Source organism: Sphingopyxis sp. Q841 (genome assembly GCF_052384365.1).
GTDB lineage: Bacteria > Pseudomonadota > Alphaproteobacteria > Sphingomonadales > Sphingomonadaceae > Sphingopyxis > Sphingopyxis terrae_A.
In genome coordinates this window covers 702,542-721,132 of record NZ_JBQSUM010000001.1, presented here as the reverse complement: position 1 = coordinate 721,132, position 18,591 = coordinate 702,542, and the positions used below count along the sequence as shown (strand labels likewise).

The 18,591-nt window shown below is 64.9% G+C and carries 19 protein-coding genes; 16 read left to right on the top strand and 3 right to left on the bottom strand.

The genetic code is table 11. From position 1 onward, the window contains the following. Positions 1-94: 94 nt before the first annotated feature. Positions 95-829 (top strand): phosphatidylserine decarboxylase, encoded by a 735-nt coding sequence (locus ACT17R_RS03575; RefSeq protein ID WP_003040171.1) that lies wholly within the window; start codon positions 95-97, stop codon positions 827-829. Continuing rightward, positions 829-1,602 carry a CDP-alcohol phosphatidyltransferase family protein gene (locus tag ACT17R_RS03570; protein WP_062900588.1) on the top strand — a complete coding sequence of 258 codons (774 nt, stop codon included), beginning with the start codon at positions 829-831 and terminating at the stop codon, positions 1,600-1,602. Before ACT17R_RS03575 ends, ACT17R_RS03570 begins: the two co-directional genes overlap by 1 nt. On the opposite strand, the gene ACT17R_RS03565 is transcribed toward ACT17R_RS03570, so the two are convergent. Beyond that, positions 1,586-1,834: a hypothetical protein gene (locus tag ACT17R_RS03565; protein WP_444809002.1), complete on the bottom strand. Its 249-nt coding sequence runs from the start codon at positions 1,832-1,834 to the stop codon at positions 1,586-1,588. The genes ACT17R_RS03570 and ACT17R_RS03565 overlap by 17 nt on opposite strands. 322 nt (positions 1,835-2,156) lie before the next feature. Between ACT17R_RS03565 and rpsB the strand changes: the two genes are divergently transcribed. From rpsB to rpmE, 12 genes are all read left to right on the top strand, one after another. Next, entirely contained in the window at positions 2,157-2,966 is an 810-nt protein-coding gene (rpsB, locus tag ACT17R_RS03560) for a 30S ribosomal protein S2 (protein ID WP_003040161.1), read from the top strand. Between the two features lie 130 nt (positions 2,967-3,096). Continuing rightward, the gene (tsf, locus tag ACT17R_RS03555) at positions 3,097-4,023 is read left to right on the top strand and encodes a translation elongation factor Ts (protein WP_062900587.1); all 927 of its coding nucleotides are present in this window, start codon (positions 3,097-3,099) and stop codon (positions 4,021-4,023) included. A gap of 115 nt (positions 4,024-4,138) precedes the next feature. Then, on the top strand, positions 4,139-4,861 hold the full coding sequence (gene pyrH, locus ACT17R_RS03550) for a UMP kinase (protein ID WP_186402654.1): 723 nt from the start codon (positions 4,139-4,141) through the stop codon (positions 4,859-4,861). A 23-nt stretch (positions 4,862-4,884) separates the two neighbouring features. Next, on the top strand, positions 4,885-5,439 hold the full coding sequence (frr, locus tag ACT17R_RS03545; RefSeq protein WP_003040152.1) for a ribosome recycling factor: 555 nt from the start codon (positions 4,885-4,887) through the stop codon (positions 5,437-5,439). Positions 5,440-5,561: 122 nt separating this feature from the next. Beyond that, positions 5,562-6,248, top strand: a complete 687-nt coding sequence (gene uppS, locus ACT17R_RS03540) for a polyprenyl diphosphate synthase (protein WP_082819790.1) — start codon at positions 5,562-5,564, stop codon at positions 6,246-6,248. A gap of 3 nt (positions 6,249-6,251) precedes the next feature. Then, positions 6,252-6,929 carry a phosphatidate cytidylyltransferase gene (locus tag ACT17R_RS03535; RefSeq protein ID WP_444809001.1) on the top strand — a complete coding sequence of 226 codons (678 nt, stop codon included), beginning with the start codon at positions 6,252-6,254 and terminating at the stop codon, positions 6,927-6,929. Position 6,930: 1 nt separating this feature from the next. Next, positions 6,931-8,091 (top strand): 1-deoxy-D-xylulose-5-phosphate reductoisomerase, encoded by a 1,161-nt coding sequence (locus tag ACT17R_RS03530; protein ID WP_444809000.1) that lies wholly within the window; start codon positions 6,931-6,933, stop codon positions 8,089-8,091. Then, positions 8,084-9,217: an RIP metalloprotease RseP gene (rseP, locus tag ACT17R_RS03525; RefSeq protein WP_062900584.1), complete on the top strand. Its 1,134-nt coding sequence runs from the start codon at positions 8,084-8,086 to the stop codon at positions 9,215-9,217. Before ACT17R_RS03530 ends, rseP begins: the two co-directional genes overlap by 8 nt. A gap of 73 nt (positions 9,218-9,290) precedes the next feature. Further along, on the top strand, positions 9,291-11,984 hold the full coding sequence (bamA, locus tag ACT17R_RS03520; protein WP_062900583.1) for an outer membrane protein assembly factor BamA: 2,694 nt from the start codon (positions 9,291-9,293) through the stop codon (positions 11,982-11,984). Next, positions 11,984-12,667 carry an OmpH family outer membrane protein gene (locus ACT17R_RS03515; protein ID WP_062900582.1) on the top strand — a complete coding sequence of 228 codons (684 nt, stop codon included), beginning with the start codon at positions 11,984-11,986 and terminating at the stop codon, positions 12,665-12,667. Before bamA ends, ACT17R_RS03515 begins: the two co-directional genes overlap by 1 nt. Before the next feature lie 6 nt (positions 12,668-12,673). Continuing rightward, a complete protein-coding gene (gene fabZ / locus ACT17R_RS03510; protein ID WP_186402657.1) occupies positions 12,674-13,147 on the top strand; it encodes a 3-hydroxyacyl-ACP dehydratase FabZ in 474 nt (157 codons plus the stop codon). Positions 13,148-13,286: 139 nt separating this feature from the next. Beyond that, complete coding sequence (gene rpmE / locus ACT17R_RS03505; RefSeq protein WP_003040127.1) at positions 13,287-13,514, top strand: 50S ribosomal protein L31; 228 nt, start codon at positions 13,287-13,289, stop codon at positions 13,512-13,514. A 34-nt stretch (positions 13,515-13,548) separates the two neighbouring features. On the opposite strand, the gene ACT17R_RS03500 is transcribed toward rpmE, so the two are convergent. After that, entirely contained in the window at positions 13,549-15,021 is a 1,473-nt protein-coding gene (locus tag ACT17R_RS03500; protein ID WP_444808999.1) for a glycerol kinase, read from the bottom strand. A gap of 333 nt (positions 15,022-15,354) precedes the next feature. Here ACT17R_RS03500 and ACT17R_RS03495 point away from each other — a divergent pair, with 333 nt between their 5' ends. After that, the gene (locus ACT17R_RS03495) at positions 15,355-16,743 is read left to right on the top strand and encodes a DEAD/DEAH box helicase (protein WP_062768744.1); all 1,389 of its coding nucleotides are present in this window, start codon (positions 15,355-15,357) and stop codon (positions 16,741-16,743) included. 49 nt (positions 16,744-16,792) lie between these two features. Further along, positions 16,793-17,836 carry an alpha/beta fold hydrolase gene (locus ACT17R_RS03490; protein ID WP_444808998.1) on the top strand — a complete coding sequence of 348 codons (1,044 nt, stop codon included), beginning with the start codon at positions 16,793-16,795 and terminating at the stop codon, positions 17,834-17,836. Here the strand turns inward: ACT17R_RS03490 and ACT17R_RS03485 are convergent. After that, complete coding sequence (locus ACT17R_RS03485; RefSeq protein WP_444808997.1) at positions 17,781-18,542, bottom strand: alpha/beta fold hydrolase; 762 nt, start codon at positions 18,540-18,542, stop codon at positions 17,781-17,783. The genes ACT17R_RS03490 and ACT17R_RS03485 overlap by 56 nt on opposite strands. Positions 18,543-18,591: the final 49 nt, after the last annotated feature.

Below are 18,591 nucleotides of genomic sequence, written 5' to 3'. Positions count from 1 at the left end.
GGGGCAATGTTCAACCGCCCTGGTGCCGTCCCGCGAGCGGGCGGGGCGGGATAAGCGATTGTCAGTGCTCGATGCGCGCCCTAGAACAATCGGCATGTCCACCACCATCTCTTCCAACCGTCCCGGCGGCGGCATCAAGTGGCGCTGGCCGTCGATTCACCCCGAGGGCCGCAAATTCCTGTTGATTGCGGCGATCGTCACCGTCTGTTTCTGGCTGCTCGGCTGGGAAATCGCCGGCTGGCTGATGGCCGGAATTACCGCGTGGGTCGGCGCCTTTTTCCGTGACCCGGTGCGCGTGACGCCGACCAGTGCCGACTTGGTCATCGCGCCTGCCGACGGGCTCGTCACCCAGATTGCCGAAGTCCCGCCCCCGCCCGAAATCGCTGGGGCCGACGGGCTGGGCGATGCGCCGATGCTGCGCGTATCGATCTTCATGAGCGTGTTCGACGTCCATATCAATCGTACCCCGGTTGCCGGGACGCTGCGCAAGCTCGTTTATATCCCCGGCAAGTTCGTGAACGCCGATCTCGACAAGGCGAGCGAGGAAAACGAGCGCCAGCATTTCGTCGTCGAACGCGCTGACGGGGTGCGCATCGGCTTCACCCAGATTGCGGGGCTGGTGGCGCGGCGCATCATGCCCTTCGTGAGCATGGGAACCGAGCTTGCGACAGGCCAACGCGTCGGCCTGATCCGCTTCGGCAGCCGCGTCGATGTCTATCTGCCGCAGGGTACCGCGCCGCAGGTGCTGCTGGGGCAGCGCACGCTGGCCGGCGAAACGATTGTTGCCCGGCTCGGCAAGGGCGACACGATCGACGGCATCGGGCAATAATGGCGGGCGATCGCGATCCCCGGACGGGTGTCGACCCGCGCCGCATCGGCGGCATCCCGCTGCGCGCCTTTGCGCCCAACGCGATTACCGCGCTCGCCCTGTGCTTCGGCCTGACGGGCGTGCGTTTCGCGATCGGCGAGGAATGGGAAAAGGCGCTGGCGGCGGTGATCTTCGCCGGGGTGCTCGACGGGATGGACGGGCGCATCGCGCGCCTGCTGCGCGCGCAGAGCAAATTCGGCGCCGAACTCGATTCCCTCTCTGATGTCATTGCCTTCGGCGTTGCGCCGGCGATGATCCTGTTTCTGTGGTCGCTGGACGACGCGCCCAAGTTCGGCTGGACTGCGGCGCTGGCGCTCGCGGTCGGCTGCGCGCTGCGGCTGGCGCGGTTCAATTCGCGGATGGACGCCGATGTCCAGCCGCACAAGTCGGCGGGCTTCAACACCGGCATTCCGGCGCCTGCGGGGGCTGGCCTTGCCTTTGTTCCCGTCTATCTCTGGCTTTCGACCGGCAACGACATGTTCCGCGAATGGTATGTCGTCATGCCGTGGGCGCTTGGCGTCGCGATGCTGATGATCTCGGCAATCCCGACATACAGCTGGTCGTCGATCCGCCTGCGCCGGTCGTGGCGGCTGTTCGCGCTGGCGGGGGTGGGGCTGCTCGGCGCAGCGCTCGTCACCGCGCCGTGGCCGACCTTGCTTGCGATCTGCGTCTTCTATGTCGCTCTGCTGCCCTTCGGACTTGCGAGCTACGCGAAAGTCAGGCGGCGCGGCTGATCAGCGGCTGAACGCGAACAGGGGTGCGAACGCCGCGCGGCATGTCGCGGCGGCGCAGCGGCACGACGGTCGCGGCCGGGCCGGTCTGCGGGGACGAGCCGTGCGGGAAGGCGCCTTCGCCGGCAAGCGCCGACAAGATCGCATCGCCATTGGTGCGCAGCATGGCGAGAATCACCAGCACACCCAGTCCGACGGCACTTGCGAAGAGAAGAGCGGCGGCGACCTGAACCATTTTCTTGTCCTTTCGGCTTCCCTGTGCGAAACCTTCGCCCGGAGCTACGGTTTTGCTGACCTTTTCGTTCCATGTTCTCTATTTGTTCTCAATGCTAATGCGGCGAAGCGTTATGTTTTGTCGATGAGTTGAGTCGGGCGCGGTGCAAGGCGCGCCGAGCCAATAGGGGGGCTAATCGACGCTTGGGCCTTGCTTTTCGCGGGCAAGCCGTCTAACGGCCCGCCCATTCCACATGGAAGGCGCACATACCGGTGCCGGGATGATTCTCTAGCGGATCGCTCGGTTCTTGCCTTTCAGAGGACTAACCGGAAGGAGAAAGACTATGGCGGCTCCTGTCGTCACGATGCAGAATCTTATCGAAGCTGGCGCCCACTTCGGCCACCAGACCCACCGTTGGAACCCGCGCATGAAGCCGTATATCTTCGGCGCGCGCAACGGCATCCACATCCTCGACCTGTCGCAGACCGTGCCGCTCTTCGCGCGTGCGCTCGACTTCATCTCGTCGACCTCGGCCGCCGGCGGCAAGGTGCTGTTCGTCGGTACCAAGCGCCAGGCGCAGGGCCCGATCGCCGATGCGGCCCGCGCTTCGGGTCAGCACTTCGTCAACCACCGCTGGTTGGGCGGCATGCTCACCAACTGGAAGACGATCTCTAACTCGATCAAGCGCCTCAAGTCGCTCGAAGAACAGCTTTCGGGCGACACCTCGGGTCTGACCAAGAAGGAAGTGCTCAACAAGACCCGCGAACGCGACAAGCTCGAGCTCAGCCTCGGCGGCATCCGCGACATGGGTGGCATTCCCGACGTGATGTTCGTGATCGACGCGAACAAGGAAGAGCTGGCGATCAAGGAAGCCAACGTCCTTGGGATCCCGGTCGTCGCGATCCTCGATTCGAACGTCTCGCCCGATGGCATCGCTTTCCCCGTTCCGGCGAACGACGATGCGGCGCGCGCGATCCGTCTTTACTGCGAAGCGGTTGCCCAGGCGGCGACCCGCGGCGGCCAGCAGGCCCGCGCCGATCGCGGCGAAGATCTGGGTGCGGCGGTCGAACCCGTTGCCGAGCCCGTGCTGACCGAGGACGAACAGGTCCCGGCCGAAGCGGCTGCCGAAACCGAGCGCCAGGCCGACGCCTGAGCCCGTGCGGCATGACGGGGCGGCGCGCCGACCGGCGGTCGCCCCTGTCATCCCTTTGACTTATCGCCCCGCCATGCGCGCGGGCGTCCCGCGGGTCCAATTGCGCCCGCCCTTTTGAAAGGAACATCCGATGGCTGAAATTACGGCCGCTCTCGTCAAGGAACTGCGCGACCGCACCGGCGCAGGCATGATGGACTGCAAGAAGGCGCTTGCCGAAAACAACGGCGACATCGAAGCGTCGATCGACTGGCTGCGCACCAAGGGCCTCGCCGCCGCGGCCAAGAAGGCCGGCCGCGTCGCTGCCGAAGGTCTGGTCGGCGTTGCCGCGGACGGCACCAAGGGCGCCGTCGTCGAAGTCAACAGCGAAACCGATTTCGTTGCCAAGAACGAACAGTTCCAGGCGTTCGTTCGCGACGTGACGCAGGTCGCGCTCGCCGAAGGCATCACCGACATCGAAACGCTCGCCGCTGCCGGCTACCCGACGGGCGGCACGGTCGCCGAACAGCTCACCAACAATATCGCCACGATCGGCGAGAATCAGTCGCTGCGCCGCGCCGAGATCCTGTCGGTGAACTCGGGCGTCGTGACCGGATATGTCCACAACGCCGCGGCGCCGGGCATGGGCAAGATCGGCGTGCTCGTCGCGCTCGAATCGACCGCTGGCGCCGATGTTCTCGAACCGCTGGCCAAGCAGCTTGCGATGCATGTCGCCGCCGCCAACCCGCTGGCGCTGAACGGCGACGATCTCGACGCCGATCTCGTCGCGCGTGAACGGGCGATCGCGGAAGAAAAGGCGGCCCAGTCGGGCAAACCGGCCGAGATCGTCGCGAAGATGGTCGATGGTTCGATCGCCAAGTTCCGCAAGGAAAATGCGCTGCTGTCGCAGCTCTTCGTGATGGACGGCAAGACGCCGGTCGCCGAAGTCGTCGCCGCTGCGGGCAAGGACGTCGGCGCGACGATCACGCTGACCGGCTTCATCCGCTTCCAGCTCGGTGAAGGCATCGAGAAGGAAGAGAGCGACTTCGCCGCCGAAGTTGCCGCCGCCGCGGGCGTCTAAAAGCAGAACCGGATTGCTGCGCCTGGGGCGCCGCAGTCCGCTTGGCAATGGCGCGCACTCTCTCTAGGGTGCGCGCCATTCGCATATTACGAGTTTGCAAGAGGTTCCCCCCGACATGGCATTGCCCGGCATGAAACGCATCCTGCTCAAATTGTCGGGCGAGGCGCTGATGGGGCCGACGCCCTTCGGGATCGATCCCGAAACGGTCGCGAGCATGGCGGCCGAGGTCAAGGAAGCGAAGGATCGCGGCCTCGAACTCTGCCTCGTCATTGGCGGCGGCAATATCTTTCGCGGCATGGCGGGGGCGGCGAAGGGCATGGACCGCGCGCAGGCCGACTATATGGGCATGCTGGCGACGGTGATGAACGCGCTTGCCATGCAGAATGCGCTCGAGCAGCTCGGCGTCCAGACCCGCGTCCAGTCGGCGATCGAGATGGACAAGGTGTGCGAACCGGTGATCCGCCGCCGCGCCGAACGCCACCTCGAAAAGGGCCGCGTCGTCATCTTTGCCGCGGGCGTCGGTGCACCCTATTTCACGACCGACAGCGGCGCGGCGCTGCGCGCGGCGGAAATGAAATGCGATGCGCTGCTGAAAGGCACCAGCGTCGATGGCGTCTATAACGCCGATCCGAAACAGGATCCGAGCGCGGTGCGCTACGACAGCCTGAGTTATGACCGTGTCCTCGCCGACAATCTGAAGGTGATGGACGCGAGCGCGGTGGCCTTGTGCCGCGACAATAATATTCCGATCGTCGTGTTCAACATTCGCGAAGCCGGAAATCTGGCGCGGGTGCTGGCCGGCGAGGGCGTCGCCACCGTGGTCGGCGGCGCGGCCTGAAACGATCAAGAGAGGAAAGACAGATGGCGAAATATGACAAGGCCGACCTGGAACGCCGCATGCACGGCGCGGTCGAATCGCTGAAGCACGACCTTGCGGGGCTGCGCACCGGTCGCGCCAATTCGGCGCTGCTCGATCCGGTGACGGTCGAGGTCTACGGCAGCCATATGCCGCTCAACCAGGTCGCCTCGGTCAGCGCGCCCGAACCGCGGATGCTGGCGGTGCAGGTGTGGGACAAGTCGAACGTCGGCCCGGTGGACAAGGCGATCCGCTCGGCCGGGCTCGGCCTCAACCCGATCGTCGATGGTCAGCTTCTCCGCCTGCCGATCCCCGAAATGACGCAGGAACGCCGCAAGGAATTGTCGAAGCTTGCCGGGCAATATGCCGAAAAGGCGCGCGTCGCCGCCCGCAATGTCCGCCGCGACGGCATGGACAATCTGAAGCAGGACGAGGCGAAGAAGGAAATCAGCGAGGACGAGCGCAAGCGCGCCGAAACCGAAGTGCAGAAGCTGACCGACGCGACGATCGCCGAAATCGATGCGGCGGCGGCGGCGAAGGAAAAGGAAATTCTGGGCTAGTGCTCCTCCGCGCTGCCCTCTCGGCCGTTTGGGCTGAGCCTGTCGAAGCCCCGTCCTTTTCTTGCCCAGGAAAGAACGGCCCGTCGACAAGCTCAGGGCGAACGGAGTCTTAGGCTTTTCCGGTGTCCGAAACGCATCACGATGCCCGCCATGTCGCCATCATCATGGATGGCAACGGCCGCTGGGCCAAGAAGCGCCACCTGCCGCGCATCGCCGGTCATCGCGCGGGGGTTGAGGCGGTGCGTACGATTGTGCGCGCGGCCGGCGACCTGGGGATCGAAGCGCTGACCCTCTACGCCTTTTCGTCCGAAAACTGGAAGCGGCCGGAGGACGAGGTCAGCGATCTGATGGGCCTGCTCAAGCGCTTCATCGTCAGCGATATCGACGAATTTGCCGCCAATGACGTGCGGCTCAAGATCATCGGCGATTGGCGCGCGCTCGCGCCCGATGTCGTCGCACTGATCGAGGATGCGATCGCGCGCACCGCGCATAACCGGCGCACCACGCTGGCGGTCGCGCTCAATTATGGCGCGCAGGACGAACTGGTGCGGGCAGCGAAGGCCGCCGCGGCGGAAGGCGAGATCAGCGCCGAGACGATCGCGGCGCATCTCGACACCGCCGACATGCCGCCGCTCGACCTGTTGATCCGCACGTCGGGCGAAGTGCGGCTGTCGAATTTCCTGCTGTGGCAGGCGGCTTATGCCGAGCTCTATTTCACCGATCGGCTATGGCCCGATTTCAAACCCGCCGACCTCAAGGCGGCGCTCGATCATTTTGCGGCGCGCGAGCGCCGTTTCGGAGGATTATAAGGCATGGCGGGCGCAGCGAAGTCGGATCTGTGGGTGCGCATCGGGTCGGCGATCATCCTGTTCGCGATCGCCGGCACCGCGCTGTGGTTCGGCGGCATCGCCTTCGGCCTGCTGCTGCTCGTCGGCGGCGCGCTGCTGCTGGTCGAATGGTTCCAGCTCGTCCGCGCGATGGGGCTCGGCAGCGGCGGCAAGGCGGCCTTCTCGGCGCTCGGATTGCTGCTCGTCATCGGTGCGATCGGCGGGCTCTGGTATATCCGGCAGAATCTGGGAATGACGGCGGCGCTGTGGGTGTTCGGCATGGTCTGGGCGACCGACATCGGCGCCTATTTTGCCGGACGCGCCTTTGGCGGCGCGCGGCTCGCGCCGACGATCAGCCCTTCGAAAACCTGGTCGGGGCTCGTCGGCGGCATGATCGCGGCGCTGATTGCCAGCGCGACGATCGGTGACCGCGGCCAGATTATCGGTGTCCCGCTGTGGATCGGCCTGTTCATGGGCCTCCTCGCGCAGCTCGGCGACCTTGGCGAAAGCTGGATGAAACGCCGCGTCGGGGTCAAGGATTCGGGCAAGCTGATTCCGGGGCATGGCGGCATTTTCGACCGCGTCGACGGCCTGCTGCCGGTCGCGCTCATTCTCGGTGCGCTCGCCGTCGCGGGCCAGATCGCGGTCCGGGCGGCCGGCTGACATGCGCCGTCTCTCGGTCTTTGGCGCAACGGGTTCGGTCGGGCAATCGGCCCTCGACCTCGTACGCCGCGACCGCGACGCGTGGCAGATCGTCGTGCTCAGCGCCAACAGCGACGTTGCCGAACTGGCGCGTCTGGCGCGCGAGTTCACCCCCGAAGTCGCCGTGATCGGCGATCCCGCGCGTCATGACGAACTCAAGACGGCGCTGGCGGACACGCATATCGGCGTGGCGGCGGGCGCCGACGCATTGGTCGACGCTGCGCGGTTGCCGGCCGATCTCGTACTCGCCGCGATTGTCGGTACCGCCGGGCTCGCGCCTACGATGGCGGCGATCGAAGCCGGGTGCGACGTGGCGCTCGCGAACAAGGAATCGCTGGTGTCGGCGGGCGAGTTGATGATCGCGGCGGCGCAGCGGTCCGGCGCGACGATCCTGCCGGTCGATTCCGAACATAATGCGATTTTTCAGTGCCTGGCGGGCGGGCGCCTTGATCAGGTGCGACGCATCATTCTGACCGCGAGCGGCGGCCCGTTCCGCACCATGTCGGCCGAGGCGATGGCGCGCGTCACCCCGGCGCAGGCGGTCGCGCATCCCAATTGGTCGATGGGCGCCAAGATCAGCGTCGATTCGGCGACGATGATGAACAAGGGCCTCGAACTGATCGAGGCGCATCATCTCTTTCCCGTCGGCCTCGACCGGATCGAAATCCTCGTTCACCCGCAATCGGTGATCCACAGCCTCGTCGAATATGTCGATTGTTCGACGCTGGCGCAGCTTGGATCGCCCGATATGCGCATTCCGATCGCGAGCGCGCTCGCCTGGCCGCAGCGTATGGCGACGCCGTGCGCGCCGCTCGATCTTGCCGCCATCGCGCGGCTCGATTTCGAAGCGCCCGACGAAGCACGCTTCCCGGCAACGGCGCTCTGCCGCGCCGCGATCGCCGAGGGCGGCGCGCGGCCCGCGCAGCTCAACGCCGCCAACGAGGTGGCGGTCGCCGCTTTCCTTGCAGGGCGGATATCCTTTCCGGCAATCATCAACACGGTAAAGCGCGTCCTCGATGCCGATGCGCCCGCCGTGCCGGGCGCGCTTCAGGACATATTCAGCGTCGACGCGACATCCCGCGCGGTCGCGCAGCATTTTGTGGACCAACTCGAACATGCTTGAGTCGCCCGGTTTCCTGTTCACCATTCTTGCGTTTCTGGTCGTGCTCGGCCCGCTCGTGTTCGTGCACGAATATGGCCATTACATCGTCGGCCGCTGGTGCGGCGTGAAAGCCGACACCTTTTCGATCGGTTTCGGGCGCAAGATCCTCGGCTGGACCGACAAGCGCGGCACAGAATGGAAGATCGGCTGGCTGCCGCTCGGCGGCTATGTCCAGTTCGCGGGCGACCGTGATGCGGTGAGCCAGCCCGACGCCAACTGGCAAAACATGCCCGCCGAAGAACGCTCGCACAGCTTTCCCGCGCAGCCGGTCTGGAAACGCGCTCTCATCGTGCTCGCGGGGCCGGTGACCAACTTCCTGTTCGCCATCGCGATCTTTGCCGCCTTCAACATGGCCTATGGCGTCCCGACGACGCCCCCCGTCGTCGGCGCGGTGGAGCCGGGCAGCGCGGCCGAAGCCGCCGATCTGCGGGTCGGCGACCGGATCGTGGCGATCAACGGCGGCGCGATCGAGAAATTCGACGACATTCCGATGGCGGTGGCCTTCGACCTTGGCAAACCCGCCGAGCTTGCGATCCAGCGCGGCGGCGAACGCATCGATGTGCTGCTGCGGCCGCGCGTCATCACCGAAACCGATCGCTTCGGCAACAAGGGCGAACGCGCGGTGATCGGCATCCGGTCGGGCGAGATTGCCTTGGAACCTGTCAATCCGCTCGCGGCCGTTCAGGCTGGCGCGTCCCAGACCTGGGGTATCGTGCGGTTGACCGGGGATATATTGGGGCAATTCCTCACCGGGCAGCGGTCGGTCAAGGAAATGGGCGGCCCGCTCAAGATCGCGAAACAATCGGGCGAGATGGCGACGCTGGGGCTTTCCAGCCTGATCTTCTTCGTCGCTTTCGTTTCCATCAATCTGGGGTTCATAAATCTGTTGCCATTGCCCATGCTCGATGGTGGCCATCTGCTTTTCTACGGCTATGAAGCAATTCGGCGGCGGCCGGCACCGCCGCAGGCGCAGGAGTGGGCGTTCAGATTCGGTTTTGCGGTGATCGTGACGTTGATGCTGGTCGTGACTTTCAACGATTTGGGCTCAATTGGCGTTTGGGACAGGATCGCCCGCTTGATTGGATAGCCAGACTAAGGCAGGGAGAGCGCGCACTTGGGCCGGAGCGGGGCCTGGGCGCAGGGATACGGATTTTTGCGGGATGAACGGTGTGGCTTCACAGAAATTTTCGGCACGGACGCGACTGACCGCGGTGCTTATGACCGGGTCGATGCTGGCGTGGCCGGTTGCGGCGCTGGCGCAAGTCACCCCGCCGCCCGTGACATCGACGCTGCCCGTTCCGCCGACCGAGGCGGCGCCGACCGCGGCGACGATCAAGACGATCACCGTCGTTGGCAACCAGCGGCTCGAGGCGCAGACGATCCTCTCCTATCTGCGCCTGCGCGTGGGGCAGCCCTATGACCGTTCGGTGCTCGACCAGGCGCTCAAGGATCTGGCGTCGACCGAATTGTTCAAGGATTATCAGATCAGCGACGACAATGGCGCGCTGACGATCCAGGTGACGGAAAACCCCGTCATCAACCGCGTCATCCTCGAAGGCAACAAGCGGCTGAAGGAAGACAAGATCCGGCCCGAGATCAAGCTTGCGCCGCGGCAGATTTTCACCCGCTCGAAGGTCCGCGCCGATGTCGCGCGCATCATCGAACTCTACAAGCGGCAGGGCCGCTTCGCCGCGACCGTCGATCCCAAGATGGTCCAGCTCGACCAGAACCGCGTCGATGTGGTGTTCGAGATCGACGAAGGGCCGAAGTCGAAGGTCCGCCAGATCAACATCATCGGCAACGAACAGTTCAGCGACGGCGAACTGCGCGGCGAAATGGCGACGAAGCAGGCCAGCCTCGGCAATCTCCTGTCGTCGAACACGACCTACGATCCCGATCGTCTGGCCTATGACCAGCAGAAGCTGCGCCTCTTCTATCTCCAGCACGGCTATGCCGACTTCCGCGTGATTTCGGCGGTGGCGGAGCTGACCAGCAACAAGCAGGACTTCATCATCACCTATGTGGTGGAAGAAGGCGAGCGCTACAAATTCGGCGACATCGACGTGAAGAGCCAGCTGCGCGACTTCAAGCCGGAGACGCTGAAGCGCCTGCTGCCGATGAAGACGGGCGACTGGTACGACGCCAAGCTTGTGGAAGATACGGTGGAAAGCCTGAGCGAAACCGCCGGCCTCTTCGGCTATGCCTTCGCCGACATCAATCCCGAATTCCGCCGCGATCCCGAAACGCGGACGATGGCGATCACTTTCGACGTCGGCGAAAGTCCGCGCACCTATGTCGAGCGTATCGACGTCAACGGCAACACGCTGACGCATGACAAGGTGGTGCGCCGCGAGTTTCGCCTCAACGAAGGCGACGCCTTCAACAGCTTCGGCGTCAAGCGCACCGAGAACCGCCTGAACAGCCTTGGCTATTTCCAGGACAAGCTGGAGATCGAGCGCAAGGAAGGCTCGACTCCAGATCGCATCATCCTCGAAACGAATGTTGAGGAAAAGCCAACGGGCGAATTGTCGCTTTCCGCTGGTTTCTCGTCGATCGAGAATTTTCTGCTCCAGGCGTCGATCCGCCAGCGCAACTTCCGCGGTCTCGGCCAGCAGCTTCAGGCATCGGTCAATTATTCGAGCTATTCGAAGTCGGTAGAACTTGGTTTCACCGAGCCTTATTTGTTCGACCGCAACATCTCGCTTGGCGGCAGCATCTATCGCCGCGACCTCAACTCGTTCAACTTCATCAACAACAACCGCCAGACGACCTTCCAGCAGATTACGACGGGCTTCCAGGTCAATATGGGTGTTCCGCTTACCGAATTCATGTCGGTGTTCGGCCGCTACAGCCTCAATCTCGACGATGTGACGCTCGACAAGAATCTCTATTATTTCGGGGGCAATTGCGACCCGCTGGTCGCCGGCCGCTATCTTTGCGACGCGATCGGCAAGCGCACGACGTCGCTCGTAGGATACACCATCGCCTATGACGATCGCGACAACCGCCTGCGCCCGACGCGCGGTCAGTCCTTCACGCTCGGACAGGATTTTGCCGGCCTCGGCGGCAGTGTTCGGTATGTCCGGACGACCGCGACGGCGAGCAAGCATTTCAACCTCGGCAGCAAGTTCATCCTGAACATCTCAGCCGAAGGCGGCTATATCTATCCCCTTGGCGATGCTCCGTCGCCGACCAGCGACAAGGTGCGTTTGACCGACCGCTTTTTCCTTGGCGAACCGCAACTGCGCGGCTTCGACATCCGCGGCGTCGGCCCCCGCGTCGTGCGCTACGGCAATGTCGATCTGACCGATCCCATGAACCCGATCCTCGACACGTCGGACAATGCCCGCGTCGACGACGCCCTGGGCGGACGCGCCTATTACAAGGGGCGGTTCGAGGTCGATATTCCGCTCGGCAGCGGCGCCAAGGAGCTCGGCCTTCGCCCGTCGGTATTCCTCGACTTCGGGTCGGTCTGGGGCGTTAAGCGCCCGACGCTGACAACGCTGGCCGATTTCAGAGACCCGGCCGATGGTATCACCAAATATCTTTGCCGTAATGCCTCGACCGGCGCGACGACATTTGCGAGTCAGACCGTCGTCACCGACACAACGACCGGTGTGGTGACGCCGACTGGGCAATATACCACTTGCGACGCCACCAACGGCTTCACGCCGCTGGCACCATTCGAGGAACGCTATCTGGGCGACAGCTGGAAACCGCGCGTCGCGATTGGCGCCGGCGTCAACTGGAACTCTCCGTTTGGTCCTTTCCGGATCGACTTCGCTTACGCCCTTCGCAAAGAAGAGGGTGACGATACGAAACGCTTCTCATTCAATGTAGGAACACAATTCTGATGAAGAAAATTATTGCCGCCTCGGCGCTCGCCATTGCCGCGCTTTCGGTTTCGCCGCTTCTGTCGGCTCCGGCCGTTGCACAGGCAAAATCGGTCGCGCTCGCCGACGTTCGCGTCGCGGCCTCGCGTTCGAACGCCTTCACCGTCGCATCGCAGCAGATCCAGACGACCTACAAGGCGCAGATCGACCAGCAGGAAACCCGCGGTCAGACGCTGCAGGCCGAACTGAACGTGCTGGTGGCCAAATATAATGAGGAAGCGAAGAAGACGCCGCAGAATCAGGCTGCGCTCCAGGCCGCTGCCAAGGCCGTGCAGGACAAGCGCCAGGCGGCTTCCGCCGAGCTTAACAAGATCGGCGAACCCGTCGACCTCGCGATCGCCTATGTCGAGGATCAGATCAGCGTTCGCATGAACGAGGCGATCCGCGCCGCGATGACCGCCAAGAAGGTCGACCTGCTGCTGCAGCCCGACGCCGTGCTGGCGCGTGACCCGAGCACCGACATCACCGATGCGGTCGTTACCGAACTTAACCGCATTCTGCCGAACGTGTCGATCACGCCGCCGGCGGGTTACAAGCCCGGCCAGCTCGTGCAGCAGAAGAACCAGCAGGCGATGGACCAGGCGCGCGCCGCCGCGGCTGCCCAGCCGGCCGCGTCGGGCGGCACGCCGCCGGTCACCCGCTAAGCGCGCATGACCGACAGTGACGACAAGACGATGGGTCCGGCGGATATCCGCCGGATCCTGAGTCTGCTTCCGCATCGTTACCCGATGCTGCTCGTCGACCGCGTCGAATCGATGGTCCGCGACACCAGCATCCATGCGGTGAAGGCGGTCACGATCAACGAGCCCTTTTTCCAGGGTCATTTTCCCGGCCGGCCGATCATGCCCGGTGTCCTCATTATCGAGGCACTGGCGCAGGCGGGCGGGGTGCTCGCGATCGAATCGCTGGGTCTCGCGGGGTCGGGCAAGCTTGTCTATTTCATGGGGATCGACGGGGTTAAGTTCCGCAAACCCGTGGAGCCGGGCCATCTGCTCGACCTGCACGTCACGATCCTGCAGGCCAAGCGGAACATCTGCAAGTTCGAAGGCCGGGCGATGCTGGGCGATCAACTGGCAACCGAATGCCAGTTCACCGCGATGATCGCCGACCCGCCCAGCGATTGAATGACACGCGCCCGCCCGGCAATACGGCGGGTTGCAATTCCTTCCGTTCGTCGTTAGGGGCAGCCGCTTCGCGGCCCCCTGCGGGGATCGTACCGACTCACGCCGCTGGTCGGAAACCAGCGGCACAGGAGCTTAAGACATGAAAAAAGACATCCATCCGGCCTATCACATGATCACGGTCAAGATGACCGACGGCACCGAATATCAGACGCGCTCGACCTGGGGCAGCGAAGGTGACGTGATGACGCTCGAAATCGACCCCACCGCGCACCCGGCGTGGACCGGCGGCAACCAGCGCCTGCTCGATCAGGGCGGCCAGGTCGCCAAGTTCAACAAGCGCTTCGGCGGCCTTACCCTCAAGCGCTGATCGACGTCACCCCCCGCCTTCGCAGGGGCGACGATCAGGTCAAGATTTTCGCGAGCGCGCTTTGCCAGCCGGCAAGGCGCGTTTTGCGTCGCGCGTCGGTCAGCGCCGGGATGAAGCGCGTCGCACGCCCGCGCATCGTCCCCGCGGCGGTGGCGAGATCGGGGTAGAGTCCCGCGCCGCAGGCCGCCAGCATCGCGGCGCCGAGGGCGGTACTTTCGACAAATTCGGGTCGCTCGACGATCAAGGCGAGCATGTCGGCCAGATCCTGCGCCATCCAGTCGTTCGCCGCCATGCCGCCGTCGATCCGCAGATCGGCCCAATCGACGCCATCGGCCGCGAAGGCGGCTTTCAGATCATGCGCCTGATAGGCTTGTGCTTCCAGCGCGGCGCGCGCGACATGCGCCTTGCCACTCGCGAAACTCAGCCCCGATATTGCAGCGAGCGCATCGGGTCGCCAGTGCGGCGCACCGAGTCCTGCAAGCGCGGGGACCAGATAAACACCGCCATTATCCGGAACCGAGCGGGCCAGCGCCTCGCTCTCGCCTGCGTTCGCGAGCAGGCCGAGGCCGTCACGGAGCCACTTTATCAGGCTTCCCGCCACGAATACCGATCCTTCGAGTGCATAGCTGCGGCGCCCGTTTTCCTGAACCAATATTGTCGCGAGCAGCCGGTTGGCCGAATGCGGCCGTTCCGTGCCGCTCGCCGACAGGATGAAGGCGCCGGTGCCGAAGGTTGCCTTGGTCTGGCCCGGAGCCAGACAGGCCTGGCCGATCGTTGCCGCCTGTTGGTCGCCCGCCATCCCCGCAATCGGGATCGCGCCGCCGAACAGCTCCGGGTCGGTGGTGCCGACCGTGGCAGTGCAATCGACGATTTCGGGCAGCAGTCGCATGGGAACGCCGAACAGGTCGCACAGGCCGCCGTCCCAGCCCTCATCGCCGTCGATCGCCATCAACAGCGTGCGTGAGGCATTGGTCGCGTCGGTCACATGCGCGCCGCCGGTCAGGCGATAGACGAGATAGGATTCGATCGTCCCGACGGCAAGCCGATCGCCCGCCTCGGCCAACTGCGGCCAGTTGCGCAGCGCCCAGCCGATCTTGCTGCCGGAAAAATAGGGATCGAGCAGCAAACCGCACTTGGCCTGTACCACCGGTTCGTGACCGGCCTCCTTGAGCTTCGCGCAATCGGCGGCGGTCCGCCGATCCTGCCACACGATTGTGGGGGCGAGCGGCCGGCCGGTCGTCCGGTCCCAGAACACGATCGTTTCGCGTTGGTTGGTGATGCCGATCGCGGCAATATTGGCCGCGCCGCCCGCCTTGTCGATCATCGTGCGCGTGCACGCGAGGGTCGCCTGCCATATTTCCTCGGCATCATGTTCGACGAGGCCGGGGCCCGGATAATGCTGGCGAAACTCGCGCTGCGCGCTGCCGAGCGGCGTGCCGCTCGCGTCGAAAAGCATGGCGCGGGTCGATGTCGTGCCTTCGTCGATGACGATAATCTTTTCCGGCATGGCGCTCCGGCTCTCCCCTTTATTCGGTCTTGCAGGATCAAGATCAGCACGAACCGGCGAGGGGGGCAATCCCGGCCCGAGTAATCATCTTGCAATTTCGCGTAATATTCGCCATATGCTTGTGCAGCGCAGCATGGCGGACTTCACCGCCGCAACCACCGGCAGCGTGATTTTCCCGCCCGAGGCGCCGTAAAGGCCGCCAGCGCGGGACGAGCCGGCACCGCGCTTTGTCCCTTGAGGCACCCTTTCACGCGGGTCGTTTCGAACCCGCGGCCGTGCGCCGTCCGTTCGATGCGAACGGGCGCTGTGCGCGTCGCCCATTGAGAGTATGTTATGACGAGTTTCAACGACTTTGGCCTGCACGCCGACATCAATCGCGCGCTTGCCGCCAAGGATTATACAACCCCGACCCCGATCCAGACGCAGGCGATCCCGCCGCTGATGAAGGGCCGCGATCTATGCGGCATCGCGCAGACGGGTACCGGCAAGACGGCCGGTTTCTCGCTGCCGTCGATCCACCATCTGCTGACCTATCCGCATCGCGCCAATCCGCGCGGCTGCCGCATGCTGGTGCTGGCGCCGACGCGCGAGCTCGCGGCGCAGATTGCGCAAAGCTGCCGCGACTATGGTCGTTTCACCAAGCTGCGCGTTTCGACCGTGTTTGGCGGCGTGCCGATCAACAAGCAGATCCGTGACCTCGCGCAGGGCGTCGATATTCTCGTCGCCACCCCGGGCCGCCTGCTCGACCTGATCGATCAGCGTGCGCTGCGCATGGACGATGTCGAAATCTTCGTTCTCGATGAAGCCGACCAGATGATGGACATGGGCTTCATCCATTCGCTGCGCCGCGTTGCCAAGCTGCTGCCGTCGCGGCGCCAGAATCTCTTCTTCTCGGCGACGATGCCGAAGGAGATTGCGGGCCTTGCCGATCAGTTCCTGAACGATCCGGTCACCGTGTCGGTCGCGCCGCAGGCGACGACTGCCGAAAAGATTCGCCAGCGCGTGACCTTCGTCGAGCAGAAGGAAAAGCAGGCGCTGCTCCATCATGTGCTGCGTAGCGAGGACATCGACCGCGCCCTGATCTTTACGCGCACGAAGCACGGCGCCGACCGCGTCGTCCGCCATTTGAAGGGCGCGGGCATCGAAGCCTTTGCGATCCACGGTAACAAGAGCCAGGCGCAGCGCACGACCGCGCTGCAGGCGTTCCGTTCGGGTCAGGTCCGATTGCTCGTCGCGACCGACATTGCAGCGCGCGGCATCGACGTGTCGGGGGTGAGCCATGTGATCAATTTCGAGATCCCGAACGTCCCCGAACAATATGTTCACCGCATCGGCCGCACCGCGCGCGCCGGGGCGGAGGGTGTTGCGATCAGCTTTGTCGCGCCTGACGAGCGCCCCTATCTGCGCGATATCGAACGCGTGACGCGGACCAAGGCCGAGCCGGCGAAGCTGCCCGACAATTTCGGCGAGATGGTTCGCAATCTGCCCAAGCCGGCACAGCCGCCGCGCGACACCGGCAGCAAGGGTCGTGACCCGCAGCGCCAGCGCGACGATGCGCAGCGCCGCAAGGGGCATGGCGAGGGCGGTTCGCGCGACGGCGGCCATCGCGGCCCGCGCCGCGAGGCAGCGGCCGGCGACGGCGCACAGCCGCAGCGCAAGCGTCGCTTTCGTCCGCGCGGCGGGGTCGGGGCGCACAAGGGATCGGTGAAGCGGGTCGGTTGACGCCCGCCCCCGGCACGCTAGGTTTGCGCGCGGGTCGAGGGGACGGACGATGATCGACGACGACGAATATGAACCGCTGCCGCCGCGGCGGCCGCTCTTCCGCCGCAAGCGGGTGCTCATCCCGCTGGCGGTGTTGCTCGTCATCGCAGCGATCTTCCTTGCGCTGCGCACGCCCGACACCGACCGCGATGCCATGATCGCCAAATATGCCGGCCCCGACGCGAGCTTCGCGGCGGGGCCGGCAGGGCAGCGAATCCATTATCGCGATCAGGGCAGGCGCGACGGCCGCACCATCGTGCTGCTCCACGGGTCGAACAGCAGCCTTCAGACGTGGGAGCCGCTCGTCAAAAGGCTCGGCGGCGATTACCGGATCGTGACGCTCGATCTGCCGGGGCATGGCCTGACCGGCGGCACGCCCGACAAGGATTACAGCGCTGCGGGGATGATTGCCGCGGTCGATGTGGTGGCGGCCAAGCTCGGCCTCGATCATTTCATCCTGGGCGGCAATTCGATGGGCGGCTGGGTGGCGTGGCGCTATGCGCTCGCCGAGCCGGGACGCGTCGATGCGCTCCTGTTGCTCGATGCGGCGGGCATGCCGCTGCGAAAAGCCGAAAAGGCGCCCCAATCGAATCTCGGCTTCCGGCTTCTCAAAAATCCGGTCGGACGCTGGCTCGCCGGACAGATCACGCCGCGCTCGCTGGTCGAAAAGTCGCTCCGCCAATCGGTCGCGAAAACCGGCATCGTCGATGATGCGATGGTCGACCGCTATTGGGAGTTGCTCCGCTTTCCGGGCAATCGCGAGGCGACGGCGCTGCGCGCCACGCTCGACCGCGAGCCCGCGATGGCCGACCGGATCGGCGAGATAAAGGTGCCGGTGCTCATCCTTTTCGGCAAGCGGGACCGGCTGATCAACCCGAGCGCCGCGCTGACCTTTCGCGACCGGATTGCGGGATCGGAGGTCGTTCTGCTCGACGATGTCGGCCATCTGCCGATGGAGGAAGCGCCCGACGCCACCGCGATGACGATCGCGGATTTCCTTACGCGGCGGCTTGCTCCGCCGTCGCCTCTGCCGGCTGCTCCAGAAAAGCGCTGATCCGCGCCGCCGTGTTCGCGGCGTGGGTGAAGGGGAAAAGGTGCGACCCCGGCACGACTTCCAGTATCGCGCCGTCGATCAGATCGGCGATCGCCTGGCCGTGCGCCGCCGGCACGACGCCGTCGCGCCGGCCCATCAGGATCAGCGTCGGCGTGTTCTTGAGCTGCGGCAGCATAGGCGCACTGGTCCAGCCGGCCATTGCCATCGCCTGATAAGTGAGGCCAAGCGGCGTTGCGGTGGGAAGCTTCAGTCCGCTCGCCAGCATGTCGTCGTCGAGCAGCGCGGCCCACCCGATTCCCGGTGCCCCTACACTCGGCGTCGTTGCCATCAGGACCATGCGCCGGATACGTGCCGGAAATTGCACCGCGATCTGCTGCGCCAACGCACCGCCCCAGCTGAAGCCGGCAAGGTCGAGCTGCGGGTGGCCGAAGCGTTCGGCAATCTCCATCACGATCGCGGCCATTGTCGGCGCGGTATAGGGAAGGATTGCGTCGGGCGACCCGCCGACGCCAGGCATGTCGAGCGTCCACACCTCGCGCCCATGTATCTGCGCGAGCAGCGGTGCCGCGGCGGCGATGTCGGCGCCGATCCCGTTGAGGAACAGCAACGGCACCCCGGTGCTGCCTTTACGCCAGCGCGCCGTGCGAAGCGCGAGGCCATAAAGATGTTCGGTGCCGATGACCGGGCGGCCGCTGATCCTGCTCATGCCCATGGCTTTGGCATGTTTTGGCCGTGGACGGAAGCACCTCACCAGT

Coding starts and splice junctions, on each gene's coding strand:
- ACT17R_RS03575 (WP_003040171.1), top strand. CDS start 95: ATGTCCACCACCATCTCTTCCAACCGTCCCGGCGGCGGCATCAAGTGG.
- ACT17R_RS03570 (WP_062900588.1), top strand. CDS start 829: ATGGCGGGCGATCGCGATCCCCGGACGGGTGTCGACCCGCGCCGCATC.
- ACT17R_RS03565 (WP_444809002.1), bottom strand. CDS start 1,834: ATGGTTCAGGTCGCCGCCGCTCTTCTCTTCGCAAGTGCCGTCGGACTG.
- rpsB (WP_003040161.1), top strand. CDS start 2,157: ATGGCGGCTCCTGTCGTCACGATGCAGAATCTTATCGAAGCTGGCGCC.
- tsf (WP_062900587.1), top strand. CDS start 3,097: ATGGCTGAAATTACGGCCGCTCTCGTCAAGGAACTGCGCGACCGCACC.
- pyrH (WP_186402654.1), top strand. CDS start 4,139: ATGGCATTGCCCGGCATGAAACGCATCCTGCTCAAATTGTCGGGCGAG.
- frr (WP_003040152.1), top strand. CDS start 4,885: ATGGCGAAATATGACAAGGCCGACCTGGAACGCCGCATGCACGGCGCG.
- ACT17R_RS03535 (WP_444809001.1), top strand. CDS start 6,252: ATGGCGGGCGCAGCGAAGTCGGATCTGTGGGTGCGCATCGGGTCGGCG.
- ACT17R_RS03530 (WP_444809000.1), top strand. CDS start 6,931: ATGCGCCGTCTCTCGGTCTTTGGCGCAACGGGTTCGGTCGGGCAATCG.
- rseP (WP_062900584.1), top strand. CDS start 8,084: ATGCTTGAGTCGCCCGGTTTCCTGTTCACCATTCTTGCGTTTCTGGTC.
- bamA (WP_062900583.1), top strand. CDS start 9,291: ATGAACGGTGTGGCTTCACAGAAATTTTCGGCACGGACGCGACTGACC.
- ACT17R_RS03515 (WP_062900582.1), top strand. CDS start 11,984: ATGAAGAAAATTATTGCCGCCTCGGCGCTCGCCATTGCCGCGCTTTCG.
- fabZ (WP_186402657.1), top strand. CDS start 12,674: ATGACCGACAGTGACGACAAGACGATGGGTCCGGCGGATATCCGCCGG.
- rpmE (WP_003040127.1), top strand. CDS start 13,287: ATGAAAAAAGACATCCATCCGGCCTATCACATGATCACGGTCAAGATG.
- ACT17R_RS03500 (WP_444808999.1), bottom strand. CDS start 15,021: ATGCCGGAAAAGATTATCGTCATCGACGAAGGCACGACATCGACCCGC.
- ACT17R_RS03495 (WP_062768744.1), top strand. CDS start 15,355: ATGACGAGTTTCAACGACTTTGGCCTGCACGCCGACATCAATCGCGCG.
- ACT17R_RS03490 (WP_444808998.1), top strand. CDS start 16,793: ATGATCGACGACGACGAATATGAACCGCTGCCGCCGCGGCGGCCGCTC.
- ACT17R_RS03485 (WP_444808997.1), bottom strand. CDS start 18,542: ATGAGCAGGATCAGCGGCCGCCCGGTCATCGGCACCGAACATCTTTAT.